This is a genomic window from Rhodobacter sp. P2_H5 (assembly GCF_056403335.1).
The window spans coordinates 1-26,060 of the sequence record NZ_JBFUFS010000021.1 but is presented as its reverse complement, the minus strand read 5'-3'; the positions used below and the strand labels follow the sequence as shown (position 1 = coordinate 26,060).

At 65.2% G+C, this 26,060-nt stretch carries 21 protein-coding genes and 1 pseudogene; 9 read left to right on the top strand and 13 right to left on the bottom strand.

Going from position 1 to position 26,060, the window contains the following annotated elements; translation table 11 throughout:
* Window positions 1–34: 34 nt before the first annotated feature.
* On the bottom strand, window positions 35–697 hold the full coding sequence (locus AC1DVR_RS20180; protein WP_478002400.1) for an alpha/beta hydrolase: 663 nt from the start codon (window positions 695–697) through the stop codon (window positions 35–37).
* Window positions 694–1,338: a DNA-3-methyladenine glycosylase family protein gene (locus tag AC1DVR_RS20175; RefSeq protein ID WP_478002399.1), complete on the bottom strand. Its 645-nt coding sequence runs from the start codon at window positions 1,336–1,338 to the stop codon at window positions 694–696. The genes AC1DVR_RS20180 and AC1DVR_RS20175 overlap by 4 nt, the downstream gene beginning before the upstream one ends.
* A 105-nt stretch (window positions 1,339–1,443) precedes the next feature.
* Between AC1DVR_RS20175 and AC1DVR_RS20170 the strand changes: the two genes are divergently transcribed.
* The 3 genes from AC1DVR_RS20170 to AC1DVR_RS20160 are packed head-to-tail and all read left to right on the top strand — an operon-like array spanning window position 1,444 to window position 4,515.
* Entirely contained in the window at window positions 1,444–2,676 is a 1,233-nt protein-coding gene (locus tag AC1DVR_RS20170) for an MFS transporter (RefSeq protein WP_478002441.1), read from the top strand.
* Entirely contained in the window at window positions 2,673–3,317 is a 645-nt protein-coding gene (locus AC1DVR_RS20165) for a DsbA family oxidoreductase (RefSeq protein WP_478002398.1), read from the top strand. Before AC1DVR_RS20170 ends, AC1DVR_RS20165 begins: the two co-directional genes overlap by 4 nt.
* Before the next feature lie 7 nt (window positions 3,318–3,324).
* Window positions 3,325–4,515: a multidrug effflux MFS transporter gene (locus AC1DVR_RS20160; RefSeq protein ID WP_478002397.1), complete on the top strand. Its 1,191-nt coding sequence runs from the start codon at window positions 3,325–3,327 to the stop codon at window positions 4,513–4,515.
* A gap of 69 nt (window positions 4,516–4,584) precedes the next feature.
* Here the strand turns inward: AC1DVR_RS20160 and mfd are convergent, their stop codons facing one another.
* The gene (mfd, locus tag AC1DVR_RS20155) at window positions 4,585–8,043 is read right to left on the bottom strand and encodes a transcription-repair coupling factor (protein WP_478002396.1); all 3,459 of its coding nucleotides are present in this window, start codon (window positions 8,041–8,043) and stop codon (window positions 4,585–4,587) included.
* Window positions 8,044–8,046: 3 nt separating this feature from the next.
* Window positions 8,047–8,571: a component of SufBCD complex gene (locus AC1DVR_RS20150; protein WP_478002395.1), complete on the bottom strand. Its 525-nt coding sequence runs from the start codon at window positions 8,569–8,571 to the stop codon at window positions 8,047–8,049.
* 84 nt (window positions 8,572–8,655) lie between these two features.
* Here AC1DVR_RS20150 and hemB point away from each other — a divergent pair, with 84 nt between their 5' ends.
* Window positions 8,656–9,663, top strand: coding sequence for a porphobilinogen synthase (gene hemB, locus AC1DVR_RS20145; protein ID WP_478002394.1), 1,008 nt, complete (start codon window positions 8,656–8,658; stop codon window positions 9,661–9,663).
* A 200-nt stretch (window positions 9,664–9,863) separates the two neighbouring features.
* Window positions 9,864–10,457: a lipid-binding SYLF domain-containing protein gene (locus AC1DVR_RS20140; protein ID WP_478002393.1), complete on the top strand. Its 594-nt coding sequence runs from the start codon at window positions 9,864–9,866 to the stop codon at window positions 10,455–10,457.
* Between the two features lie 380 nt (window positions 10,458–10,837).
* On the opposite strand, the gene AC1DVR_RS20135 is transcribed toward AC1DVR_RS20140, so the two are convergent.
* Window positions 10,838–11,701 carry an NAD(P)-dependent oxidoreductase gene (locus AC1DVR_RS20135; RefSeq protein ID WP_478002392.1) on the bottom strand — a complete coding sequence of 288 codons (864 nt, stop codon included), beginning with the start codon at window positions 11,699–11,701 and terminating at the stop codon, window positions 10,838–10,840.
* 82 nt (window positions 11,702–11,783) lie between these two features.
* Between AC1DVR_RS20135 and AC1DVR_RS20130 the strand changes: the two genes are divergently transcribed.
* A complete protein-coding gene (locus AC1DVR_RS20130) occupies window positions 11,784–14,249 on the top strand; it encodes a penicillin acylase family protein (RefSeq protein WP_478002391.1) in 2,466 nt (821 codons plus the stop codon).
* Window positions 14,250–14,414: 165 nt separating this feature from the next.
* On the opposite strand, the gene hflX is transcribed toward AC1DVR_RS20130, so the two are convergent.
* The 7 genes from hflX to dusB all read right to left on the bottom strand — a co-directional run bounded on the left by hflX (window position 14,415) and on the right by dusB (window position 23,339).
* The gene (gene hflX / locus AC1DVR_RS20125; protein WP_478002440.1) at window positions 14,415–15,716 is read right to left on the bottom strand and encodes a GTPase HflX; all 1,302 of its coding nucleotides are present in this window, start codon (window positions 15,714–15,716) and stop codon (window positions 14,415–14,417) included.
* A gap of 59 nt (window positions 15,717–15,775) precedes the next feature.
* Entirely contained in the window at window positions 15,776–16,009 is a 234-nt protein-coding gene (hfq, locus tag AC1DVR_RS20120; RefSeq protein WP_478002439.1) for an RNA chaperone Hfq, read from the bottom strand.
* Window positions 16,010–16,143: 134 nt separating this feature from the next.
* Complete coding sequence (ntrX, locus tag AC1DVR_RS20115) at window positions 16,144–17,538, bottom strand: nitrogen assimilation response regulator NtrX (RefSeq protein ID WP_478002390.1); 1,395 nt, start codon at window positions 17,536–17,538, stop codon at window positions 16,144–16,146.
* A complete protein-coding gene (locus AC1DVR_RS20110) occupies window positions 17,535–19,799 on the bottom strand; it encodes a sensor histidine kinase NtrY-like (protein ID WP_478002389.1) in 2,265 nt (754 codons plus the stop codon). Before AC1DVR_RS20110 ends, ntrX begins: the two co-directional genes overlap by 4 nt.
* A 96-nt stretch (window positions 19,800–19,895) precedes the next feature.
* Entirely contained in the window at window positions 19,896–21,266 is a 1,371-nt protein-coding gene (locus tag AC1DVR_RS20105; protein ID WP_478002388.1) for a response regulator, read from the bottom strand.
* A 1-nt stretch (window position 21,267) separates the two neighbouring features.
* On the bottom strand, window positions 21,268–22,353 hold the full coding sequence (locus AC1DVR_RS20100; RefSeq protein ID WP_478002387.1) for a two-component system sensor histidine kinase NtrB: 1,086 nt from the start codon (window positions 22,351–22,353) through the stop codon (window positions 21,268–21,270).
* Window positions 22,350–23,339 (bottom strand): tRNA dihydrouridine synthase DusB, encoded by a 990-nt coding sequence (gene dusB, locus AC1DVR_RS20095; RefSeq protein ID WP_478002438.1) that lies wholly within the window; start codon window positions 23,337–23,339, stop codon window positions 22,350–22,352. Before dusB ends, AC1DVR_RS20100 begins: the two co-directional genes overlap by 4 nt.
* Before the next feature lie 284 nt (window positions 23,340–23,623).
* On the opposite strand from dusB, the gene AC1DVR_RS20090 reads away from it, so the two are divergent.
* Genes AC1DVR_RS20090 through AC1DVR_RS20080 form a run of 3 tightly spaced genes read left to right on the top strand, consistent with a single transcriptional unit; the run spans window position 23,624 to window position 25,760 of the window.
* Complete coding sequence (locus tag AC1DVR_RS20090; RefSeq protein ID WP_478002386.1) at window positions 23,624–24,763, top strand: bifunctional 2-C-methyl-D-erythritol 4-phosphate cytidylyltransferase/2-C-methyl-D-erythritol 2,4-cyclodiphosphate synthase; 1,140 nt, start codon at window positions 23,624–23,626, stop codon at window positions 24,761–24,763.
* On the top strand, window positions 24,760–25,281 hold the full coding sequence (locus AC1DVR_RS20085) for a phosphatidylglycerophosphatase A family protein (protein WP_478002384.1): 522 nt from the start codon (window positions 24,760–24,762) through the stop codon (window positions 25,279–25,281). Before AC1DVR_RS20090 ends, AC1DVR_RS20085 begins: the two co-directional genes overlap by 4 nt.
* On the top strand, window positions 25,278–25,760 hold the full coding sequence (locus AC1DVR_RS20080; protein ID WP_478002383.1) for a CinA family protein: 483 nt from the start codon (window positions 25,278–25,280) through the stop codon (window positions 25,758–25,760). Before AC1DVR_RS20085 ends, AC1DVR_RS20080 begins: the two co-directional genes overlap by 4 nt.
* Before the next feature lie 66 nt (window positions 25,761–25,826).
* Here AC1DVR_RS20080 and AC1DVR_RS20075 read toward each other — a convergent pair.
* Window positions 25,827–26,060: pseudogene (locus tag AC1DVR_RS20075) on the bottom strand (hypothetical protein); the annotation flags it as partial.

Below are 26,060 nucleotides of genomic sequence, written 5' to 3'. Positions count from 1 at the left end.
GGGGGCCCGGGGGTGGAAAACCCCCGGCCTTCCTTTACTTGGGCAGCGTCTTGTTCAGGAACGCCAGCGCGTTGACAAGCCCATCCTCCGCAATCCCATGCCCCGTGCCTTCCATGACATGGCCGAAGGTTTCAAACCCCGCGCCCACCAGCGCATTGCAGGCCACGGTCATTTCGCTGAAATCCACCACCTGATCCTCGTCGCCATGCATGACCAGCACCGGCGGGCGCACCAAAGTCTCGGTCTTCAGCCGTTCGGGGAACATGAGCTTGCCCGAGATCGAGATCACCGCCGCCATCGCCTGGGCGCGGCGCGGCGCGACATGCAGGCTCATCATGGCGCCCTGGGAGAAGCCGATCAGGGCCAGCGCCTGCGGGGTCAGCTTTTCATAGGCCAGCCGCTGGTCGATGAAGGCGTTCAGGTCGTCGGCGGAGCGGTTCAGGCCGGCCTCGGCCTCCTCGGGCGAGGAGCCGTCAAAGCGCGGGATGCCGAACCACTGGAAGCCGAAGGGCGCGCCGGGAATGCGCTCGGGCGCGTCGGGGGCGACAAAGGCGGTGTCGGGCAGATGCGGGCCAAGCACATCGGCCAGACCCAGAAGGTCCGCGCCATTTGCGCCATAGCCATGCACAAAGATCACCAGGCTTTTGGCCTGACCAGAACGGGCGGCTTTACGGCCGAATCGAAGAAGTCGTGTCACCGGATACCCTCACGCGATTTTGCCTGCGCGTAGTAGGCCCAGAGCGCGCGCGCTGCAACCGCACGCCACGGACTCCAGCTTTCGGCGAGGGCGGACAGGGCCTTTGCCGCCGGTCGCGCCTCCAACCCATAGGCGAGGCGGGCCGCCTCCTGCAGGGCAAGATCGCCCGGCGCGAAGACATCGGCGCGGCCAAGGGCGAACATGGTGTAGACCTCCGCCGTCCAGCGGCCGATGCCGGGGATCGCGGTCAGGGTCGCCATGACCTCGGCATCGGGGGCCGCGCGCAGGGCGTCATAGTCGATGCCAGCCTTTGCCAGACACAAGGCATAGCGCGCCTTCTGCCGGCTGAGGCCGAGGGCGCGCAACTCCTCCTCCGATGCCATGGCCACGGTGGCGGCTTCGGTCATGCCCGCCGCTTCCATCCGCGCCCAAAGCGCCCGGGCCGAAGCGGTGGAGACCTGCTGGCCCAGGATCGCATCCAGAAGCGTGCCAAAACCATCGGGCCGCAGCCGCAGCGGCAGAGGCCCGGCATTGGCCAGAAGCCGCGCCATGACGGGATCGCGCTGGCTGAGCCATTCCGCTCCCTCGGCCAGGCAGTCCGGCCCGAGGATGATGCGTCCGAGAGATGAGGTTTCCGTCATATGTGCCCTTTTTTAGAGCGGCGTTGTGCATTCATGCCGAGGTTTCGCCCTTGCCCCGGCGGGGCTTGATGCCTAGGCATAGGCCCCATGGAAAACACCTCTGACATGGCCGAGCCTGTGCGTCCAGTTCTTGGCGGGCCTGATCGCGATCGGGCCGCCAAGCGCAATGTGCTGGTTCTGGTGGCGGCGCAGGCGATCCTGGGCGCGCAACTGCCGATGATCTTCACCGTGGCGGGGCTGGCGGGCAAGCAGCTGGCGCCGAATGTGTGCCTGGCCACGCTGCCGATCACCTTCATGGTGGTGGGCTCGATGCTGTCGGCCAACCCGATGTCGGCCCTGATGGCGCGCTTCGGGCGGCGGGCCGGTTTCGTGCTGGGCACCCTCGGCGGCGCGCTGGGCGGGGCGGTGGCGGCCTATGCCTTGTCGATTTCCTCCTTTGTTCTGTTTCTGTTCGGGGCGTTCCTGACCGGGATCTACCAGTCGAGCCAGGGCTTCTTCCGCTTTGCCGCCGCTGACACGGCGTCCGAGGCGTTCCGGCCCAAGGCGATTTCCTGGGTCATGGCGGGCGGGCTTCTGTCGGCCGTGCTGGGGCCGGAGCTGGTCAAACTTACAGCGCAAGGTTTCGCGGTGCCCTTCCTCGGCACCTACCTTGCGGTGATCGGCCTTAACGCCCTGGGCGTGTTCCTGTTCGCCTTCCTGCGCATCCCGACCCCACCGACGCGCAAGGGCTCCGCGGGCGGGCGCAGTCGGATGGAGCTGTTGCGCAGCCCGCGCATCCTCGTCGCGGTCATCGTCGCCGCGGTGTCTTACGCGCTGATGAATCTGGTGATGACCTCTTCCCCCCTCGCGGTGGTCGGTTGCGGCTTTCACACCTCGGATGCGGCCAATGTGGTGACCGCCCATGTGCTGGCGATGTTCGTGCCAAGCTTTTTCACCGGCAGCCTGATCGCCCGGTACGGGGTCGAGAAGATCATGGCGCTGGGGCTGGTGATCCTCGCCGGGGCCGGCGTGGTGGCGATGTCGGGCTTTGAGCTGGAGCATTTCTTCGGCGCGCTGATGCTGCTGGGGATCGGCTGGAACTTCGGCTTCATTGGCGCGACGACCATGCTGACCTCGGCCCATACAGCGGAAGAACGCGGGCGGATGCAGGGGCTCAATGACTTTCTGGTCTTTGGCGGGGTGACCCTCGCCAGCCTGTCCTCGGGCGGGTTGATGAATTGTTCGGGCGGCACGGCGCAGGCCGGCTGGCAGGCGGTCAACATGGCCATGCTGCCCTTCCTGGCCCTCGCGGGCGGTGCCCTGATCTGGCTGGTGCTCCGGCCGAAGGAGACAGCATGATCAAGCTTGATATCTTTTCCGACCCGGTCTGCCCGTGGTGCTACCTCGGCAAGGCCAACCTCGAACGCGCGCTGGAGGCCCATCCCGAGCATGGGTTCGAGGTCGAATGGCACCCGTTCCAGCTGAACCCCGAGATGCCTGTCGAAGGCGTGCCGAAACGCGAGTTCCTGACCTCCCGCTTCGGCGGGGCCGAGAAGCTGAACCAGATCCACCAGCATTTCAAGGACATGGCCGCCAAGGCCGGGGTTGCGATGGACCCCGACAAGCCGCCGCGCATCCCCAACACGCTGAACGCGCACCGCATGATCCATTGGGCGGGATTGGAGGGGCGGCAAAGCCTGATGGTCGCGGCCCTGATGCGGGCCTATTGGGTCGAGGGGCGCGACATCGGCGACCTTGAGGTGCTGGCCGATCTGGGCGCCGAGGCCGGGATGGACCACGCCGTGGTGGCCCGCCTCCTCGCCTCAGACGCCGACATCGACCTCATCAAGGCGCGCGAGGCCCATTCGCGCGAACGGGGTGTCAATGCCGTGCCGACCTTCCTGATCGCCAACCAATATGTCCTGTCGGGTGCGCAACCGCCCGAAATGTGGGGTCAGGTGATCGACGAACTGGCCCGGATGGCCAAAGAAAGCAGCTGAGCCTGTAATGCCCAAACTTCTGTCGCAACGCGAATTCGTCGCCATGATGGCGATGCTGTTCGCCTCGGTGTCGCTGGCCATCGATTCGATGCTGCCGGCCCTGCCGCAGATCGCCGCGACCCTGTCGCCCGCCAACCCCAACCTCGCCCAATTGGTGGTGACGAGTTTCGTTCTGGGCATGGGGCTCGGCACGCTGATCTCGGGCCCGGTCTCGGATGCCTTTGGCCGCAAGCCGGTGCTGGTCGCCTGTGGCGCCATCTACATCGGCGCCGCCCTTCTGTGCTTTGCCGCGCCCACGCTGGAAACGCTGCTGTTTGCCCGGGTCCTGATGGGCCTTGGCGCCGCAGGACCGCGCGCCGTCGGCATGGCGCTGGTGCGCGACCTGTTCCGCGGGCGCGAAATGGCGCGGATCGTGTCCTTCGTGATGATGGTCTTCACCCTGGTCCCCGCCGTGGCCCCGCTGATGGGGCGCGGGGTCATGCTGGTGGCCGGCTGGCGCGATATCTTCCTGGTCTGCATGGTGTTTTCGCTGGCCGTCAACGCCTGGATGGTGCTCCGCCAGGCCGAGACCCTGCCGAAGACCGCGCGCAGGCCCCTGCAGCTTGGCCTCCTCTGGGCCTCGGCCAAAGAGCTGGCCCGCACCCGGATCGCCCTGATCGCCACCGCCTGCCAGACCCTGACGCTGGCCTGCCTGTTCTCGATGCTCTCCTCGATCCAGGGCATTTTCGAGCAGTATTTCGGTCGGGGCGACGGGTTCCCCCTCTGGTTCACCGTGATCGCGATCTGCGCGATGAGCGGGTCTTACCTCAACTCCCGCGTCGTGGTGCGGATCGGGATGCGGCGGGTGCTGGTTGCGACCTATGTGGCGCAGGTGTCCATGACGGCGTTGGTGCTGGCGGGCTTTGCCAGCGGGATCGTGGCCCCCGTTGCCTTCCCGGTCTTCATGATCTGGGGCATCGGGATTTTCGCGATGATGGGGCTGACGATGGGCAACCTCAACGCGCTGGCGATGGAGGATCTGGGCCATATCGCAGGCTTCGCCTCCTCGCTGATCACCGCGATCTCGACCGTGGGTTCGGTTCTGCTGGCGGTGCCGGTGGGCCAGGCCTTTGACGGCACGCCCCTGCCCCTGCAGATCGGCGTGCTGGGGTTTTCCAGCGTGTCTTTGGTGCTGATCCTGCGGGTGGCGCGGCGCTAAGGGGCGCTGCCCCTCGCCTTCGGCTCACCCCGGAGTATTGCGGCAGAGGGCAAAGGGGGGTGCGGGGCGTCAGGGCTTCTTGGCCAGTTCCTTGCCGGGGCGGACGATCTTTTCCGCCAGATCGCGGGCGATGGCGAAGGCGGATTTGATCCGGTCGCTTTCGGCCTTCATCTCGCCCATCAGGACGATCTTGTTGCCCTGGATGCGGGCGGCGGGGCCCTGGTCCTTGACGAATTCGACCAGACCCGCCGGATTGTCGAACTTGTCATTGTGGAACTGGATATTGGCCCCTTTCGGGCCGACATCCAGCCGCGAGATCCCGGCCTTCTTGCAGAGCGCCTTGATGCGGACGATGACCATCAGCGTGTTGACCTCTTTCGGCAAGGGGCCGAAGCGGTCGATCAGTTCGGCGGCGAAACCTTCGAGTTCGACCTTGGTGGCAAGGCTGGAGAGCCTGCGGTAAAGGCCGAGGCGCACATCCAGGTCGGGGATGAAATCCTCGGGGATCATCACCGGCACGCCGAGATTGATCTGCGGCGACCAGCTGTCATCCAGCTTGGACAGGCCCTGCAGCTCGCCCGATTTGATCTTGGCGATCGTTTCTTCCAGCATCTGCTGGTAAAGCTCGTAGCCGACTTCCTTGACGTGGCCCGACTGTTCTTCACCCAGAAGGTTGCCCGCGCCGCGCAGATCGAGGTCGTGGGAGGCGAGGTTGAACCCGGCGCCGAGGTTGTCGAGGCTGCCCAGCAGGCGCAGGCGTTTGGTGGCCTGCGGGGTCAGGGGCGCGCGGGGTTTGGTGGTGAGATAGGCATAGGCGCGGGTTTTCGAACGCCCGACGCGGCCGCGGATCTGGTAAAGCTGGCTCAGACCGAACATGTCGGCGCGGTGGACGATCATCGTGTTGGCGGTCGGGATATCGAGACCGCTTTCGACGATGGTCGTGGCCAGAAGCACGTCATATTTGCCGTCGTAGAACTGGTTCATCCGGTCGTCCAGCTCGCCCGCCGCCAGTTGGCCATGGGCGATGCAATAGGTGACTTCGGGGACGTGGTTCTTCAGGAAATCCTCGATCTCGTGCAGATCCGAGATGCGCGGGACAACATAGAAGCTTTGCCCGCCGCGATAATGTTCGCGCAGCAGAGCCTCACGGATGGTGATCGTGTCGAATTCCGAGACATAGGTGCGGATCGACAGGCGGTCGACCGGAGGGGTCGCGATGATGCTAAGGTCGCGCACGCCGGTCAGGCTGAGTTGCAGGGTGCGCGGGATCGGCGTGGCGGTCAGGGTCAAGACGTGAACCTCGGAGCGCATCTCTTTCAGACGCTCCTTGTGCGAGACGCCGAAGTGTTGCTCTTCGTCGATCACCATCAGGCCGAGGTTCTTGAAATTGATCCCCTTGGCCAGCAGCGCATGGGTGCCCACGACGATATCAACCGAACCATCGGCGAGACCGGCCCGGGTGGCGTTCGCCTCTTTCGTGCCAACAAAGCGCGACAAGGGTTTGACGGAGATATTGAATCCGCGAAACCGCTCGGCAAAGCCGCGGTAGTGCTGGCGGGCAAGCAGCGTGGTCGGGCAGATCACCGCGACCTGCTGGCCGGAGAGGGCTGCGACAAAGGCGGCGCGGATTGCGACCTCGGTCTTGCCAAAGCCCACGTCGCCGACGATCAGCCGGTCCATCGGCGAGCCCTTTTCCAGATCGGCCACCACATCGGCGATGGCAGCGAGCTGGTCGTCGGTCTCCTGATAGGGGAAGCGGGCGGCGAAAGCCTCCCAGATCGAGTGCGGCGCCTCCAGGATCGGGGCATGGCGCAGGGCGCGTTCGGCGGCGACCCGCATCAAACGGTCGGCGATCCCGCGGATGCGCTCCTTGAGCTTGGCCTTCTTGGCCTGCCAGGCGCCACCGCCGAGCTTGTCGAGCAGGCCCTCCTCGTGGCCATAGCGGCTGAGAAGTTCGATGTTCTCGACCGGCAGATAAAGTTTTGCGTTTTCAGCATATTCCAGCGCGACGCAGGCATGCGGAGCACCCAAGGCGGTGATCGTCTCCAGCCCCAGATAACGGCCGACGCCATGTTCGACGTGCACCACCAGATCGCCGGGGGTCAGCGTATCGACCTCGCGCAGGAAATTGTCGGCCTTGCGCTTCTTGCGCACCTTGCCGACCATGCGTTCGCCCAGGACGTCCTGTTCCGAGATCACGGTCAGGCCGGGTGCGGTAAAGCCAGCCTCCAGCCCCCAGATCACCAGGAATATCTTGCCCGAACCCTCAGGAACCTCGCGGAAGTCCTTGATTTCATGGACCGCCTTGATCTTCTCGTCTTCCAGAAGACCCTTCAGCCGCTCGCGCGCGCCCTCGGAATAGGAGGCGATCACCACCTGGGTATCTTTGAGTGTTTTGCGAATATGATCCGCCAAAGCCCCGAAAAGACTGACGTTTTCCTGTTGACGCTCGGGCGCGAAATTGCGGCCGATGCGCCCGCCCGCGTCCAGAACACCGGGGCCCGGCGCCTGCGACAGGGGCGAGAGCTGCACCATGCGGTGATCGGCCAGAACCGCCTCCCAGGCGGCATCGTCGAGGTACAAAAGCCCCGGCGCCACGGGCTTGTAGACCGTATCCAAGCGGCCCTTGGCGCTCATCGCTTCATGGCGGCTGTCGTATTGGTCCTCGATCCCCTCCCAGCGCGACAGGCGGGCGGCGGTGACCTGATCGTCGAGCATGACACTCGCCTTGGGCAGGTAGTCGAAGATCGTTTCCAGCCGCTCGTGGAAGAAGGGCAGCCAGTGCTCCATGCCCTGATGCTTGCGGCCAGCGCTGACCGCCTCGTAAAGCGGGTCGTCCGAGCCGCCGGCGCCGAACTCCACCCGGTAATTCTGCCGGAAGCGGGCGATGGCGGGTTCGTCCAGCAGGACCTCGGACATCGGGGCAAACTCGACCGAGGTCAGCTTTTGCACCGTCCTTTGCGTCACCGGGTCAAAGCGGCGGATGCCGTCCAGCTGGTCGCCGAAGAAGTCGAGCCGCACCGGCCCGCCGCCGCCCGGCGGGAAGATGTCGACGATGCCGCCGCGCAGGGCATAATCCCCCGGCTCGGCCACGGTGGAGACCGGCGAGAAGCCCATATTGGCGAGGAACCGCTTCAGCCGCGCCTCATCGACGCGGTCGCCAACCTTGGCCACGAAACTCGCCGTCTCCAGAACCGCACGCGCCGGGATGCGCTGAGTCGCCGCCGCCATCGTGGTCAGCACGACGAATGCTCCGCCAAGACCGGAGGCCAGAGCCGCCAGCGTCGACATCCGCCGCGCGCCGATTTCCGGGTTGGGCGAGACGCGGTCATAGGGCAGGCAATCCCAGGCCGGAAATTCCAGCACCACGGTGCCGGGCGCCATGACCGAGAGCGCAACCTTCACAGCCTCCATCCGGCGGTCGTCGCGGGCGACATGGATCACCGGCTGGCCGCGGGACAGCTCCCGGGCCAGAAGACGGGCGTCATAGCCCTCGGGCGCGCCGCCCAACAGGATGCGGTCTGCCATGTGTTACCAGGGGATCATGTTTTGAAAGTTGACATACATGCCGTAAAGCGAGGTCACGAAGATCGCCACCATTCCCAGAAGCTGCACCGACAGCCGGTGCCAGAACAGGCGGCGGTGCAGGGCCTCGCCCCGGCCCTCGCCCGCCTCGATCTTCAGGGCAGCGGCCAGCGACAGATAGCCCAGCACGCAAAGCGGCGCAAAAAGACAGAGGACGGCCTGGGCGAATTCCCAGTGATAGACAAAGCCGGTCAGCCCCAGCACCGTGGCGAGAAAGCAGATGACCCCGACCAGCCAGGGCCCGCGGTGGCGCGAATAATACAGCATCCGGGAGGAGTTGATCCGGGCCAGCGCCTCCAGATCCTCCTGAACCTGACCGCCTTCGCGCCTGGCGCGCCAGACCATGTCATAGGGAATGCCCAGGACCCAATGGCTCGCCGAAGACCAGATCACCGCCAGGGCGATCCAGTACCACAGGTTTGAAAAAGAGCGGAGGTCGAGCAGCGCGACCAGCATCTTGTACCAGGTCAAAACAGGTTCCTTCTCAGCCCTTGAGCCTTGCTTCATTCCATGTCAGGCAAGGCGCAAAGCTGCAAGCCGTTTTCCGAGGCCAATATGCGTCCGATCTCCGCCCCCTACCCGACCTTCCGCTTCCGCCGCCTGCGCTCCTCGGCCCCGCTCCGGGCTTTGGCGCAGGAGAACACGCTGTCGGTCAATGACCTGATCTGGCCGCTGTTCATTTGCGACGGCGTGGGGGTGACGCAAGAGATCGCCTCGATGCCCGGCGTGGTGCGCCGCTCGGTCGATCTGGTGGTCGAGGCCGCGGCCGAGGCGGCGGCTCTGGGCATCCCGGCCATCTGCCTCTTTCCCTATACCCTGCCCGACGTTAAGACCGAAACCTGCGAAGAGGCCTGGAACCCCGACAACCTGACCAACCGCGCGATCCGCGCGATCAAGGCCGCGGTACCGGGGATCGCCGTGATGACGGATGTGGCGCTCGACCCCTACAACAGCAATGGCCATGACGGCCTCGTGAAGGACGGCGTGATCCTGAACGACCAGACGGTTGAATGCCTGGTGAAGATGGCCCTCGCCCAGGCCGAAAGCGGCGCCGATATCATCGGGCCCTCGGACATGATGGACGGCCGGATCGGCGCGATCCGCCAGGCGTTGGAGGCCGGGGGTCACACCAATGTGACGATCATGTCCTATGCCGCGAAATATGCCTCGGCCTTCTACGGGCCCTTCCGCGATGCGGTGGGGGCCACTTCGGCGCTCAAGGGCGACAAGAAGACCTACCAGATGAACCCCGCCAATGGAGACGAGGCGCTGCGCCTGGTCGAACGCGATCTGGCCGAAGGCGCCGACATGGTGATGGTCAAGCCCGGCATGCCCTATCTCGACATCTGCCGCCGGGTGAAGGACACCTTTGGCGCCCCGACCTATGCCTATCAGGTCTCGGGCGAATACGCGATGATCAAGGGCGCGGCGCTGAACGGCTGGATCGACGGCGAGAAAGCGATGCTCGAAAGCCTGATGGCCTTCCGCCGCGCCGGCTGCGACGGCGTGCTGACCTATTTCGCCCCCGAAGCCGCAAGGCTGATCCGCGCCGGCAAGGCCTGACGCCCGCCGCGCGCCCGGCCCTTCATTGGTCCTGCAAATATCCCCGCCGGAGGCTCCCGCCCTCTCCGCCATCGGCCCCTCCATCGGCGGGGCTTCGCCTCTGCCCGGCCCCGCGCTTGGCGAATGACAGCCGGCCTGTTATCATGCGCCGCAAGGGCCAAAGAGCCTGAACCAAGCCCATGGGGCAGCGAGAGGCAAAAATGACAGTGAACTCCAAAGGATTGATGTCCCGGCGCAATTTCGTGGCGCTGGGCGCCGCGGCGGGTGTGACCTCCACGCTGGCGGCCTGCGATGGGGCCATTCTGGGCAATGGCGTCAACTCCAATGCCGCCCAGAAGATCGACGCCAGGGTTGATGCGACGCGCGACTACCTGTTCTCGCGCTATCCGGGCACCCAGGACATGGCCCGCAACGCCAAGGGCGTGCTCTACATGCCGCTGGTGACCGAGGTCGGCTTCGGCTTCGGCGGCTCTTACGGGCGCGGCGCGCTCAGGATCAACAATGTGACGGTGGATTACTATTCGGCCACCTCAGCCTCCTTCGGCATCCAGATCGGCGCGCAGCAATATGCCCATGCGATCTTCTTCCTGACGCCCGACGCGCTGCAGGCCTTCCGCACCAGCAGCGGCTGGGCGGCCGGGGCCGGGGTGGAATATGCCACCCCCGATCAGGGCGCCAGCATCGGCAAGGACACGACCGAGCTTGACCCGGTCGTCGCCCTGATCTTCGGCCAGCAAGGCCTGATCGCCGGCGCCACGCTGGAAGGTGTCAAATACAGCCGGATCATTCCGTAAGGTCTGGCGGTAGGATGGGCAATTTGCCCATCTTGCCAGTCCCATCCCCAAAGATGGGCAAATTGCCCATCCCACCAACCGAAACCTGCGCCGCGGGTCAGGGTGCGGCGGCGCTTTGGGGGATGCCGAGTAACAGGACTTTCGGCCTTTTCTTCAGCATGCGCGTCCAAGGCATCGGGAAGCGACATGCCGGGAGAGCCGCCTAACCCGTGGTCATCCACTCTCCCGGCCTTCCGGGTCCAGTCACCGATTTGCGCCAGGCGCGACGGCGGAATGTAGGATGGGCAATCTGCCCATCTTCCGCGGCGGCGACCGGGAAGATGGGCATGCCGCCGATCCTGCTCAGCGCAACCCGAAGATGGGCAAATTGCCCATCCGATCTACCGCAACCTGCGGATCAGGCTGGAGGTGTCGTGGCGTCCGCCGCCCATCCGTTGCACGTCCTTGTAGAACTGGTCGACCAGCGCCGTCACCGGAAGGCTCGCGCCAATCTGGTTGGCGGTGGCAAGGCAGATGCCCAGATCCTTGCGCATCCAGTCGACCGCAAAGCCGAAGTCGAACTTGTCTTCCAGCATGGTCTTGTGGCGGTTGACCATCTGCCAGCTGCCGGCAGCACCCTGAGAGATCACCTCGACCACCGCCGCGCCATCAAGCCCGGCCTTCTCGCCAAAGGCCAGGGCCTCGGCCAGGCCCTGCACCAGACCCGCGATGCAGATCTGGTTCATCATCTTGGCCAATTGGCCCGACCCCGGGCCGCCGAGGCGCTTGCAGATCCGGGCATAGGTCTGCATCACCGGCTCGGCCCGGGCGTAATCCTCTTCGATCCCGCCGCACATGATCGACAACACGCCGTTCTCGGCCCCCGCCTGGCCACCCGACAAGGGCGCATCGACAAAGCCGAGGTCGCGCGCGGCCGCCTCGGCGCCAAGCTCGCGCGTCACTTCGGCCGAGACCGTGGTGTGGTCGACAAAGACCGCCCCGGCATCCATTCCGGCAAAGGCGCCATCCACCCCACGACAGACCGCGCGCAGATCGTCGTCGTTGCCGACGCAAGCCATGACGAACTCCGCCCCCAAAGCCGCCTCGCGCGGGGTCGCGGCGGACTTGCCGCCGTGTTTGGCCACCCAGGCGGCGGCCTTTTCCGGGTTGCGGTTATAAACCGTCACCTCATGCCCTTTAGCCATCAGATGCCCGGCCATCGGGAACCCCATCACCCCCAAGCCCAGAAATGCCACTTTTGCCATCTTCACGACCTCGCCAATTGTGCCCGATATCAGGATGGACTAGAGGGTTATTCCGCCGACGCCGTCAAGGATGCCCCTCAAGATGCTGACCGCCTTCCGCTGGACGCTGCGCGCGTTTCTGGGTCTTGTCATCCTTGGGGCGCTGACCCTTGGCGTCCTGTACTATTTCCTGTCGCGCTCGCTGCCGGATTACAATGCGACCTGGGCGGTGCCCGGCATCGCGGCCCCGGTCGAGATCGTGCGCAACAATTCCGACGTGCCGCATATCTTTGCCGCCAATGACAACGACGCCTATTACGCCTTGGGCTTTGCCCATGCGCAGGACCGGCTCTGGCAGATGACGCTGCTGCGCCGCACCGCCCAGGGGCGCCTGTCGGAAATCTTCGGCGAAAAGACCCTCAAGACCGATGAGCTGATGCGCAGGCTCGACCTTTACACGCTGGCCCTGTCCTCGGTCCCAGCCCAGGACGACTATACCAAAGCGGCGCTGCAGGCCTATGCCTCCGGGGTCAACGCCTGGATCGAAGAGGTCAACAGGAAGGCGCTTGGCCGCGGCGCGCCGGAGTTCTTCCTGTTCTCCAGCCAGATCGACGCCTGGGCCCCGGCGGATTCGCTGGCGATCATCAAGCTGATGGCGCTGCAGCTCTCCTCGCATCTCGACAGCGAGGTTCTGCGGGCCGAGATGTCGATGACCATCTCGCCCTCGCGGCTGAAAGATATCCTGCCCGATGTCCCCGGCCCCGCCGTGGCCGCCCTGCCGCAATATTCCGACCTGATGCCGGGCGTGACCCCGGGCGTGCCGCACCGGATGGCCGATCTGGACCAGCCGCTGTCGCCCTTCCCCTCGGCCGGGCTTGCCGGGGCGTCGAATGCCTGGGCGGCGGCGCCGAGCCGCTCGGCCGCGGGCGGCTCGCTTCTGGCCAATGACCCGCATCTCGACTTCACCGCGCCGTCGATCTGGTACCTCGCCCGGCTGCACCTGACCTCGGGCGATGTGATCGGGGCCACCATCCCCGGCATGCCGCTGGTGCTGCTGGGACGGTCGGAGAAGTTGGGCTGGGGCCTGACCTCCAGCTTCCTGGATGATCAGGACGTGGTGATGGAAAAGGTCAACCCGGCCAATCCCGAGCAATACCTCACCCCCGAGGGCCCGAAGGATTTCACCACCCGCCGCACCATCATCACCGTCAAGGGCAAGCCGCCGGTCACCATCACCCAGCGCTGGTCCGAGGCCGGGCCGATCCTGCCCGGCACCCATTACGACCTGAACACCGTGACCCCGCCCGGCGCCGTGCCCGCGCTGGAATGGACGGCGCTCGACGGCGCCGATACCTCGATGAGCGCCGCCTTCGGCCTGATGCGCGCCCATTCGGTGGACGAGGCGATCACGGCAGCCGCAGGTTTCATCGCCCCGTCGCAGAACCTGATGCTGGTCGACGGCAAGAACATCGCGATGCAGATGATCGGCCGGATGCCGAAACGCGACATCGCCAACCAGACGCAGGGCCGGATGCCCGCCCCGGGATGGGAGGGCAAGAACCGCTGGGAGGGCTTCTTCCCCTATTCCGACAATCCGGTGGTCAAGAACCCCTCCTCGGGCTTGCTGGGCAATACGAACAACAAGATCACCGACAAGCCCTATCCGTTGAACGTGTCTTTCGACTGGGGCGACACGCAGCGTATCCAGCGCTGGCTGACCCTGATGAAAACCCGTGAGGTCCATACCCGAGACAGCTTCATCGAGGCGCAGCTGGATACCGTTTCCCCCACCGTGCGCACGCTTCTGCCGCTGATCGGCAAGGACCTCTGGTTCACCGGCGAGGCCGCCCCCGCCGGCACCCCCGACCGGATGCGCCAGGATGCGCTGGCGCTGCTGGCCAAATGGAACGGCGAGGAGAACGAGCACCTGCCCGAACCCCTGATTGCCGAGGCCTGGCTGCGCTCCTTGCAAGACCACCTGACCCGCGACGAGATCGGCCCGCTGGCCGATGTGATCACCCATGTGAACCCCGATTTCATCGAAAGGGTCTATCGCAACACCGATGGCGCCTCGGTCTGGTGCGATGTGGTGCAATCGGTGGCGGTGGAAAGCTGCTCCGACATCGCCCGGATCGCGCTGGACGACGCCCTGCTGCAATTGTCCGAGAAATACGGACCCAAGATCGAGAGCTGGCGCTGGGGCGACGCGCATGAGGCGACCCACGACCACCCGGTGCTGGGCGCCGTGCCCTTCATCCATTATTTCGTCAACATCCGGCAAAGCACCTCGGGCGGCGATGACACGCTGATGCGCGGGCGCACCAAGGGCATCGGCGAGAACCCCTACCAGAACGTCCATGGCGGCGGCTATCGCGGGGTTTATGACTTCGCCGACCCGGAAAGCTCGGTCTTCATCATCGCCACCGGCGAAAGCGGCCATCCGCTGTCGCGCCACTACGACGACCTGTCCGAGCTGTGGCGGCGCGGCGAATATATCCCGATGACGCTCGACCCCGAACTGGCGCGCGCCGGCGCTGTCGGGATCACCCACCTCGAGCCCGCCAACTGAGCCAACGGCACGCCCGGGCCTGGCCGGGGCCTCCGGCGGGAGTATTGCGACAGAGGGCAAATCAATTTGAATCAAATGCAAAGGGTTCCCCGGCACTTGGGGCCCCCCTTGCGCTTTGCTCAAATACTCCCCGCGGAGCGTTCAACACCTCAGCCGGGCGCGGCCTTACAGGGTAAGAAACCGGGCTTCCTGCCGCGGGGTCCAGCGCAGATGCATCTGCCAGCCCTCATCGGTCTGGGTCTCGCTCACCACGACGCCTTCGGCATGGAGCCAGGCATGCTGGCGGCCTTGGGCAAAGCCGAGGGTCACGTCGGTTTCGGTCTTGGCCTCGTCAAAGGCGGCGCTGATCGCTTCCAGCAAGGCGGGCATGCCCTCGCCGGTCAGGGCCGAGATGGCATGGACATGGGTGCGATGCGCGAGGCTGGCCTCAAGCGCGGCGCGGGCCTCCGCCGGGACAAGGTCCAGCTTGTTCCAGACCTCGATCTGCGGCGTATCGGGTTTCACCCCGAGCGCGGCGAGGATATCGGCCACATCCGCCGCCTGTTCGGCGGTTTCAGGATGCGAGATGTCGCGGACATGCACGATCAGATCAGCCTCCAGCACCTCTTCCAGCGTGGCGCGGAAGGCGGCGACCAGTTGCGTCGGCAGGTCCGAGATGAAGCCCACGGTATCGGACAGGATATATTTGCGCCCCACCCCGCCATCCTTGCCCGGCAGGGTCACGCCGCGCATCGTCGGGTCCAGCGTGGCAAACAGCATGTCCTTGGCCAGAACCTCGGCCCCAGTCATCCGGTTGAACAGCGTCGACTTGCCGGCATTGGTGTAGCCGACCAGCGCCACAATCGGGAAAGGCACCTTGCGCCGCGCGGCACGGTGCAGCTCGCGGGTTTTCACCACCTGATCGAGCTGACGCTTGAGCTTGATCACCTCGTCGTCGATCGCCCGACGGTCGCTTTCGATCTGCGTCTCGCCCGGGCCGCCGACAAAGCCAAAGCCGCCGCGTTGCCGCTCCAGGTGGGTCCAGGCCCGCACGAGGCGCGAGCGCTGGTAGGACAAAGCCGCAAGCTCGACCTGCAGCACCCCTTCGCGAGTCCGGGCGCGGTCGGCGAAAATTTCCAGGATCAGGCCGGTGCGGTCCAGAAGCTTGACCCCCCATTCCTTTTCCAGATTGCGCTGCTGGACCGGGCCGACGGTGCCATCGACCAGCACAAGGTCGACCTCGGCTTCCTTGAAGCGGGTCTTCAGCTCCTCGACCTTGCCGGTGCCGAACAGCATGCCGGGGGCGACGCGCGACAGGCGCACGACTTCGGAACCTACCACCTCGATCCCGGGCAGGGCTGCAGCCAAGGACACCGCCTCGGCCAGGCCATGTTCGGCCAACCGGCGCTTGCGTGCCGATTTCACATCCGGGTGAAGGACATAGGCCCGCGTCGCCACCTCGGCGGTGTCGTGCGGGCCGCGTGGGATACGGGCTTGCGGCGCGGCGTCACCGTCTTCGGCGGCGCCGTCATCCTCGGGCTCGCGGATCACTCTTCGCCTTCGTAAAGGTTGATCGGGCCACCCGGCATGATGGTCGAGATCGCATGTTTGTAAACCAGCTGCGATTGGCCATCCCGGCGCAGCAGCACACAAAAATTGTCAAACCAGGTGATAACACCCTGCAGCTTGACCCCGTTGATCAGGAAAATCGTCACCGGAACCTTGGCCTTGCGCACATGATTCAGGAAAGCGTCTTGCAAGTTCTGCTTATCGGCAGCCATTTCTTCAGCCCTTGTTCTTGTCGTTTGTTCTTGTCGTTTTCGAGGGTCTATTGTTGTCGCAAACTGTCCCATGCAGCACAAAGCCGCAACGGCGCAAGTATGGCCGGGCCTTTCGGCAGTTTCCAGAGATTAATTCATTCCTCGTCGTCACCCTCGCCCTGGGCCCCCTTGCCCGAGGAGACAACCCCCAAAGACTTGAGCTTACGGTGTAGGGCAGAGCGTTCCATGCCCACAAAGCCGGCCGTGCGGCTGATATTGCCGCCAAAACGGTTGATCTGGGTGAGCAGATATTCACGCTCGAAGACTTCGCGCGCTTCGCGCAGCGGCAGGGTGGCCATGGCGCCGCCCATCACCATGCGCTGGCCCGAATCGCCCACCGGGTCGGGGCCGGGCAATTCGCGCGGCTCGACCGGACCGGTGCTGTCGCCAAGGATCAGCACTCGCTCGATCACGTTGCGCAACTGGCGCACGTTGCCGGGCCAGGCCATGGTCTGCAGGACCGCCTCGGCCTCCGAGGTCAGGCTGCGCAAGGGCAGGCCCTGGGTGCGGTGGAACATGTCGATGAAATGCTTGGTCAATTCCGGAATATCCTCGCGCCGTTCGGCCAGCGAGGGCACCTGGATCGGCACGACGTTGAGCCGGTCGTAAAGCTCTTGCCGGAAGCGACCTTGCGCGATTTCCAGCCGCAGATCGCGCGAGGTCGAGGAGATCACCCGCAGATCGACCCGCACCTTGTCGGAGCCGCCTTGCCGGGTGAACTGCTGTTCGGTCAGCACACGCAGGATTTTCGACTGGGTTCCCAAGGGCATATCGGCCACTTCGTCGAAATAGACCACGCCGCCATGGGCCTGTTCGAGCAGGCCCTTTTCCACGCCCCGCTCCTGGGTTTCGCGACCGAAGAGCACCTCTTCCATCCGCTCAGGTTCAACCGTGGCGGAAGAAACCGAGACGAAGGGCGCCCCCGCGCGGTTGGAATTGACATGGATGAAGCGGGCGGCGAGTTCCTTGCCCGACCCGGCAGGACCGGAGAGCATGACCCGCCCGTTGGACTTCGTGACCTTTTCCAGCTGCGATTTCAAGCCCTTGAAGGCCGGACTTGAACCCAGCATCTCCGAAGAGGTCACATCGCGCCGCCGCAGGTCCGCATTCTCGCGCCGCAACCGCGAGGTTTCCATCGCGCGGCTAACCACGACCATCAGCTGGTCGATGTTGAAAGGCTTTTCGATGAAGTCATAGGCGCCCTGCTTGATCGCGGCGACCGCGATCTCGATATTGCCGTGGCCCGAGATGATGACGACTGGCACATCCGGATTGTCGCGTTTAACGGTCTTCAGGATGTCGATCCCGTCCATCCGGCTGTCCTTCAGCCAGATGTCGAGGATCATCAGGCTGGGCAACTCGGCGTTGATCGCTTCCATGCATTCGTCAGAATTTCCTGCAAGACGAATGGCATAGCCCTCGTCCTTCAGAATGTCCCCGATCAGTTCGCGGATGTCCTTTTCGTCGTCGACGATCAGAATATTGGTCATGCTCCCCCCTGGGCTTGGCTGCGGCCGGCGACGGATTTCGTGCGAGTGGCGCGGGGCAGACGGATCTCTGCCAGGGCTCCCGCATGGTCATTGCCGGTAAAGACGGGCGCATCCATCAGGATGAGCGTGCCGCCATGTTCCTCGATGATCTTCTTGACGATCGGCAGGCCCAATCCGGTGCCTTTTTCCCGCGTCGTCACATAGGGTTCGAACAGCCGCGAACGGTCAGGCGGCAGGCCCGTGCCGTTGTCGGCGATCTTGATGATGGAATGGGTGTCATAGGCCTGCAGGCTGACATGGATCTCGGGCCGGAAGTCCGTAGCAGTCTTTTCCTTTTTCTCTTCAAGGGCTTCGCCTGCGTTCTTTATAAGATTTGTCAAGGCCTGCCCGATCATGGTGCTGTCAAGCTCGATCAGATCCGGCCGGTCGGGCAGTTGCGTTTCGAAATGCACGCCGGGTTGGCCATTTTCCTGCAGCATGACGGCAGCTTTGACCAGGGCGGACAGATCGGCCTCGCGACGATCGGGTTCGGGCATGCGGGCGAACTTGGAAAACTCGTCAACAATACGCCGCAAGTCATTGGTTTGACGGATGATAATGTCGGTGTACTGCTCCAGGTCGGAGGCATCGGTGACCTGGGTGCGGTACTTGCGGCGGATGCGTTCGGCCGACAGCTGGATCGGGGTCAGCGGGTTCTTGATCTCATGCGCGATGCGGCGGGCGACATCGCCCCAGGCCGCCATCCTTTGGGCTGAGACCAGTTCGGTCACATCGTCAAAGGCCACCACAAAACCCTCGACCAGGCCATCCTCGCTGCGCCGCTCGCTCAGGCGGACCAGCAGGCTTTCCAGCTTGCCGCGGCGCGAGATGCGGACCTCGTCTTGCAGGGCAGATCCAGCATCGGCCTGCAAACGTTCGAAAAGATTGCGGAATTCGGGGACGACCTGTGCCAGGGTCATCTGGGGGCCAGGCTCGGCGCCAAGGTCGAGCATCCGCATGCCGGCGCGGTTGACGAAATCCACATGCCCCTCGGCATCCAGCCCGATCACCCCGGCGGTCACGCTGGACAGCACCGAATCGAACAGGCGTCGCCGCCCCTCGGTCTGGGCGTGGCTCTGGATCAGCGCCTCGCGCTGGCCCTTCAGCTGGCGGGTCATCTGGTTGAAAAGGCGGCCGAGCATCGCGATCTCGTCGTCGCTCTCTTCTTCCTTCACCTGTACGTCCAGATCGCCCTCACCCACCCGTTGCGCCGCCCCGGCCAGACGGCCCACCGGACGTGCCAGCCTTTCGGCGAACCAAAGGCCGCCCCAGACCGCGGCGATGATCAGGATCACCGCAAAGCCGAGGTACAAGAGCCCGAAATTAAACAGAATCTTCCCGCGGTCGCTTTCCAGCTGGCGGTAAAGGGCGGCGGTCTGCTGCGTCTCGTCGAGAAGCCCCAGGATCTTGCCATCGACCTTGCGCGAGACATAAAGCAAACGGTCGGGGAAGGCCGGCAGGTTGACCAGCGCGCGGAGTTCAGAGTTCGGCCAATCGGGGATCAGCACCGTCTCGCCCGACTGGGCCCGGATCAGTTGATCGTCCGTTGGGCGTTCATAATCAAAGAGATAGCTCTTCTCGCCCCGGGTTTTCAGCGTGCCGGTCGCGGTGATCAGATAGACCTCTTTCAGCCCGCGCTGCACCGCCGCCTGGCCCTGGGCCAGCACGGGGCGGATCTCGCCATCGTCGGTCAGCCCGCCGCGCGCCTTGGCCTGGGTCAGGAAATGCGCCAGCGCCTGAACGTCCAGCGTCAGAGTGGAGGTCTGCTCGGCCTCATAGGCCTGGGCCGCCTCCAGCGAGGCGCCGACGACCGAGCGGACGCGGTCGGAAAACCAGCCCTCCAACCCGATATTCACCGTCAAAACCCCGAAAACCGCGACCAGAACCGTCGGAATCAGGGCGACAATCGCGAAAACCCCGGTCAGGCGCAGGTGCAGCCGCGAGCCTGCCGAGTGATGCCTCCGGTCGGAGACCATCTGCATCAGCCGCCGCAGCACCAAGGCCGCCAGTGCCAGCACATAGACCAGATCGGCGAGAAGGATCAGCCGCAGCCAATCGGAGGAGGCGGATTGGTTGAAGGGCCCGAGCGCCAGAAAGGTCAGAACCGCCAGCACCGGCCCCAGAAAGACCAGGCCCAGCGTGATCCCGGTCTGCAACTGCCGCTGCCGCCGCAGATGCGACAGCCGCGCCGCCCAGGAGGAAATGCCTGCCTTCCGTCTCAAAATCCGGCCCTTTTCTGGGCCGGACCTGCGTCCCACCCGCCACAATCGGTGTCTTTCGGGCAACGCTTCCCGCAAGACACTCTCGCTGTTGCTTTATTACATCAGCTTGCGGCGGCGTGTCACGCGGATATCGAGGTCGGTGATCTTCTTGCGCAAGGTATTGCGGTTGATCCCCAAAAGGTCGGCACATTTGGCCTGATTTCCGGCCGTCGCATCGAGGGCGATCTCGATCAAAGGCAACTCAACCTCGCGCAAAATCCGGTCATAGACGCCGGCGGGCGGCAATTGGCCGTTGTGAAGGTCGAAATAGCGCTTCAAATGCCGCGCGACGGACTGCGACAGCTTTTCATTCTCGACCGCCCCTGCCCGGGCCGGCTCGGCGGTTTGTGGCCCACCGAGGGCGGCTTCCAGTTCCGGCCCGTGGATATCGGGTTCCGAGGAGGTGACCAGCAGCCGCTTCAGCACGTTTTCCAACTGGCGGACATTGCCGGGCCAAGGGAAGGCGCGCAGGATGTTGCGGGCTTCTTGTGTAAGTCTGCGGGTCGTGCCGATTTCCCGCTCGCCCCGCGTCATGAAATGGTCGGCGAGGAGGTTGATATCCTCGACCCGCTCACGCAGCGGCGGGACGTTGAAGGACACGCCGCCGAGCCGGTAGAACAGATCCTTGCGCAACCGGCCTTCCTCGACCTTCTGGGCCAGATCGGCCTGGCTGGTGGCCAGAATCCGCGGCGCATGGTCGTCGGCCACATCCAGCATGCGGACCAGACGGGCCTGGCCGTCCTCGTCGAAATCGGCCACTTCGTCGATCAGCAGCGTGCCACCGCGCGCCTTGGCAACCAGGCTCGCGATGCCGTCCACGCCGCCGAGGTCAGCGGCTTGGGCGACCACAAAGGGCTGCGAGCGGCGGTCGGAGAAGTCGTGGATCGCCCGGGCGATCAGCGATTTGCCGGTGCCCGATTCGCCGGTGATCAGCACCGGCAGGTCGGTGTTCATCACCTTGGCGACCAGCCGGTACAGCGCCTGCATCGCGGCGGTGCGGCCCACCAGAGGCAGATCATCGCCCGGCTCCCTCGGCGGGTTGACCACGGCGGCGGCGATCCGGCGTTTGCTGTCCAAGGCGCGGGCCGAACGCTTCATCAGGTCCGGCAGGTCGAAGGGCTTCGGCAGATAGTCGAACGCCTCGGCCTCGGCGGCCTGAATCGCCGTCATGATGGTGTTTTGCGCCGAAATCACGATGACCGGCAGGCCCGGCCGGATGCGCGAGATGCGCGGCAGCGCCTCGAGCCCGTTGCCGTCGGGCATGATCACGTCCGAGATCACAAGGTCGCCCTTGCCCTCTTCGACCCAGCGCATCAGCGTCATCAGCGACGAGGTCGCATGAACCTTGCAGCCTGCGCGGGTCAAGGCCTGCGTCAGCACCGTGCGGATCGTGCGGTCGTCATCAGCGACCAGAACAGTGCCATCCATCTTATTTCTCCTTCAGTTTTTCTTTCGGCGCGATCGGCAGCGAAATGCGGAAGACCGTGCGACCGGGCACCGATTCCACCGAGATCAGACCGCCGTGGTCCGTGATGATCTTCGACACCAGAGCGAGACCCAGTCCGGTGCCGTTTTCGCGGCCGGAGACAAAGGGCTCGAAGATGTCGCTGGCGATGTCGGGCGGGATGCCCGGGCCATCGTCGATGATTTCAATCTGCAGGGGCAGGCTGGCCCCGGTGCCGTCGCGCCGCCGCAGGCGCAGGGCCACGTCGTAAAAGGTGCGCAGGCGGATCGTGCCGCGGTGGTTGTTGGCGGCCTCGGTCGCGTTCTTGATCAGGTTCAGGAAAACCTGCATCAGCTGATCGGGGTCGGCCCAGGTCACGGGCAGCGAGGGGTCGTAATCCTCGACGATCATCATGTGGCTGGCATAGCCCATCTGGGCCGAGCGGCGGGCGCGGTCCAGGGCGTCATGGATATTGACGGCGCGGCTGTCCGGCGGGCGCAGATTGCCGAATTGTTCGACCTGCTCCAGCAGTTTCACGATGCGGCGGGTTTCTTCCACGATCAGATCGGTCATCTCGCGATCTTCGGGGGAAAGATTCATCGACAGAAGCTGGGCCGCGCCCGAGATTCCGGCCAGCGGGTTCTTGATCTCATGCGCCAGCATCTCGGCCATGCCGATTGCCGATTTCGCGGCGGAGGTCGCATTGCGGGCGCGGCCGATGCGGTCCGCCATCTCGCGCGGCGAGATCAGGATCAGCAGCTGGTCGGTGGTATCGGCCAGGGGCGCAATCTGGATCAGGCAGTGCTGGGCCACCCGCTCGCCGACATTGACCTGCACGTCGTTGATATTGACCAGCGCCTGATTGCTGCGCGACCGGGTCAGCGCCCCGGCCAGATCGACATCGACCGCGAGTTTCTCAGTGACATCCTGCTGCAGCACCATCCGGGCCGAGGTGTTGAGGAAGGTCTCCGCCGGCGGGTTGACCGCCAGAATCCGGTTGGTCTTGCCGATCACCAAGGCCGGCATCGGCAGGGAGGTCCAGATCGTCTCGAAGGGCGGTGGCGTGGTCATGCGGCCTTCCTCTCGCCTTCGGCGAAGATGCGGTCGATCAGGTGGAGGACCTGTCTGGGGTCGTCATTGACCAGCAATGTATCGCGGTGATGCGACAGGTTGGCTTCAGCCAGATACCAGCCCAGATGCTTGCGGGCGCAGCGGGCGCCCAGACTTACACCGTAGAAAGATAGCATCGCCTCGTAATGCCCGGCGATCAGCGCCGCCAGCGCCGCGCCCTCGGGCACCTTGGGCGCCGGCGTGCCGTGCAGCGCGTGGGAGATCTGGGCGAGCCTCCACGGTGCGCCCTGCGCCCCGCGTCCGATCATCACGCCATCGGCGCCGGAGGCCGCCAGCGCCTGTGCCGCCGTCGTATCATCAACGATGTCGCCATTGGCGATGACCGGGATCTGCACCGCCTCCTTGACGGCGCGGATCGCCTGCCAATTGGCCGAACCCTTGTAAAGCTGGCAGCGGGTACGGCCGTGGATGGTGATCATCGCGATCCCTGCGCCCTCGGCCCGCCTGGCAAGCTCGGGCGCGTTCAGCGAGGCATCGTCCCAGCCGAGCCGGGTTTTCAGCATGACCGGCACCTTGACCGCACCCACCACCGCCTCGATCAGGCGCAGGGCGTGGTCGAGGTCGCGCAGCAGGGCCGAGCCGCAGGCCCCGGTGGTCACGCGCTTGGTCGGGCAGCCCATGTTGATGTCGATGATCCGCGCGCCCTGCGCCTCGACGAAGCGGGCGGCCTCGGCCATCCAATGCGCCTCGCGCCCGACAAGCTGGACGGCGGTATGCGCCTCGCCCAGGCCAAGTTCGGCCAGTTCGGAGCTGGGGCTGTCGGTGCTCAAGGCCGCGCGGGCCCGCATCTCGGGATGGTCGCGCATCACCTCTTCGCAGGCGACCATTTCGGAGACCACAAGCCCCGCGCCAAAGCCCGCCACGACCCGCCGCCATGGCAGGTCGGTGATCCCGGCCATCGGCGCAAGGATCACGGGGGTCGTCATGGCAAGGGGTGCGGCGGTCACGGAGTCTCCTGTTCTGTCTTCAGACGTAGCTAGGCGGTGGGCGCGGGAATCGCAAAGGTTTGCGGGCAGTTTTGTGCCTGAAATTAGGGCAATGCTTAAAATATGGGCGCAACCCCAAGGCAACCGGTAGAATGTGGGCTTTGGTCGGTGTTTGGCAGGCGGTCTCCGGCTGTCTTGCGGGGGTGCCCGGATGAAAGGAAAGGCCGGGGGAGAATTCCCATGGCCCCGCATATACTGTAGGAGGGCGCCAAAAGGCAGGTGACATGACGACAGCCGCAATCATCGTGGCCGCAGGACGCGGAACGCGGGCCAACCGGGGGGGCGAGGCGCCCAAGCAGTGGCGCCTTCTGGCCGGGCGGCCGGTGGTGGCCCATGCGCTGGCCGCCTTTGCCGGAATGCGGCGGGTTCTGGTCATCCATCCCGACGACGTGGCGCAGGCGGAGGCGGTGGCGGGCGATGCGCTGATCGTGACGGGCGGGGCGAGCCGTTCGGCCTCGGTCCGTGCCGCGCTGGAGGCGCTGGCGGGCCAGGGCGTCACAAGGGTGCTGATCCATGACGGGGCGCGGCCCCTCGTCTCGCCCGCGCTGATCGGCCGGGTGTTGCAGGCGCTGGAACAGGCCGCGGGCGCGGCCCCTGCCCTGTCGGTGACCGATGCCCTGTGGACCGGCGCCGAGGGTCTGGTGACCGGCACCCGCGACCGCAGCGGGCTTTACCGGGCCCAGACCCCGCAGGGCTTTGATTTCGCGGCCATCCTCGCCGCGCACCGTGCCCACAAGGGCGAGGCCGCCGATGATGTCGAGGTGGCGCGCGCCGCAGGGCTTGACGTGGTGATGGTCGAGGGCGAGGAAGCCAATCTGAAACTGACCTTCCCCGCCGATTTCCAGCGGGCCGAAAGAATGATGGGGGCGCGGGGCGCTATGGCGATGGATGTGCGGATGGGCAACGGGTTTGACGTCCATGCCTTTTGCGAGGGCGACGGCGTCTGGCTCTGCGGGGTGAAAGTGCCGCATTCCAAGGGCTTGCTCGGCCATTCCGATGCCGATGTCGGCATGCATGCCCTGACCGATGCGATCTATGGCGCGCTGGCTGCGGGCGATATCGGCCAGCATTTCCCGCCCTCGGACCCGCAGTGGAAGGGGGCGGAAAGCCGGATCTTCCTCGCCCATGCCGCAGAACTGGCCCAGGCGCGCGGTTTTTCGATCACCAGCGCCGATGTGACGCTGATTTGTGAGCGTCCGAAGGTCGGCCCGCATGCCCTGGCGATGCGCGAGGCCCTCGCGGCCATCATGGGGCTTGCGGTGGACAGGGTCTCGGTCAAGGCTACGACCTCGGAGCGGCTGGGGTTCACCGGGCGCGAAGAGGGGATAGCGGCGATGGCGACGGCGGTTCTGGTGGCGCAATGACGAGGCTTCTGGTGATCTTCTTTGGCGCGGGATTGCTGCGCCCGGCGCCGGGGACCTGGGGCTCGCTGGTGGCGCTGATCCTGGGGATGCTGATCCTGCATTTTGCGGGCTTTCCGGTCTTGCTGCTGGCAACGGCGGCGGTGACGGCCCTGGGCTTCTGGGCCTGCGGGGTGGAGCTGCGGCCGGGTCAGGACCCTTCAGAAGTGGTGATCGACGAGGTGGCCGGGCAGTGGATTGCGCTGCTATTCCCGGCGGCGGGGTTTTACTTCGCCCCTGCGGCGCAGGCGGCGCTCGCTGCCAATGGCGGCTGGTTGCCCTGGCCGGCCTGGGTCTTTCCCTTCCTGCTGTTCCGGCTGTTCGACATCTGGAAGCCCGGCTGGATCGGCCGGGCGGACCGGCTGGAAGGCCCCTCGGGCGTGATGCTGGATGATGTCATAGCCGGCGTCTTTGCCGGGATTGCCACGGCGGTGCTGGCCGCCGCCTATCACATCCCCCTGGTTCTGATGGGACATTCATGACCAAACCCGTGCTGACCCCGACCGAGATCCTGAAAGCCGCCCGCTACTGGGGGCTGAAGATCGCCACTGCCGAAAGCTGCACCGGCGGCATGGTCGCCGTGGCGCTGACCGATGTGGCGGGCTCGTCGGATGTCTTTGAGCGCGGCTTTGTCACCTATTCCAATGCGGCCAAGGAAGAGATGCTGGGGGTCAGCCGCGAAACCCTGGCCGCCTTTGGTGCGGTCAGCGAGGAAGTGGCGCGCGAGATGGCCGAAGGCGCGCTGGCGCATTCCGGCGCCGGGCTTGCCGTGTCGATCACCGGCATCGCCGGCCCCGGCGGGTCCGAGTTCAAGCCTGAGGGAAGGGTCTGCTTTGGTCTGGCGCGCAGGCACTGGCCGACCCGGGTGGAAACCGTGGAATTTGGCGCCATCGGCCGCGCCAAGGTGCGGCTGGCGGCGCGGGATCATGCGCTGGCCCTGCTCGCGGGCGCACTGGTCTGACCTTTCCGGTAAGATGGGCATATTGCCCATCCTACAGGCGACCGGCCGGTTGGTAGCAACTGTCTTTCAGGCTTTGGTTTGGTTGTAGTCTTTGCCTGTTTTGACCATTGCGTTGAGAATTGTCAGGAGTTTTCTTGCGCAGGCGATGATGGCGACTTTTGTCGGTTTTCCGGCGGCGGCGAGTCGTGCTCTGAAGGCTTTGATGTTCGGATCGTGGCGTGAGGCGATGAGGCCGGCCAGGTAGAGGCTGCGTCTGATGGCGGGTCGCCCGCCCCAGATGCGGCGTTTGCCGCGCAGGGT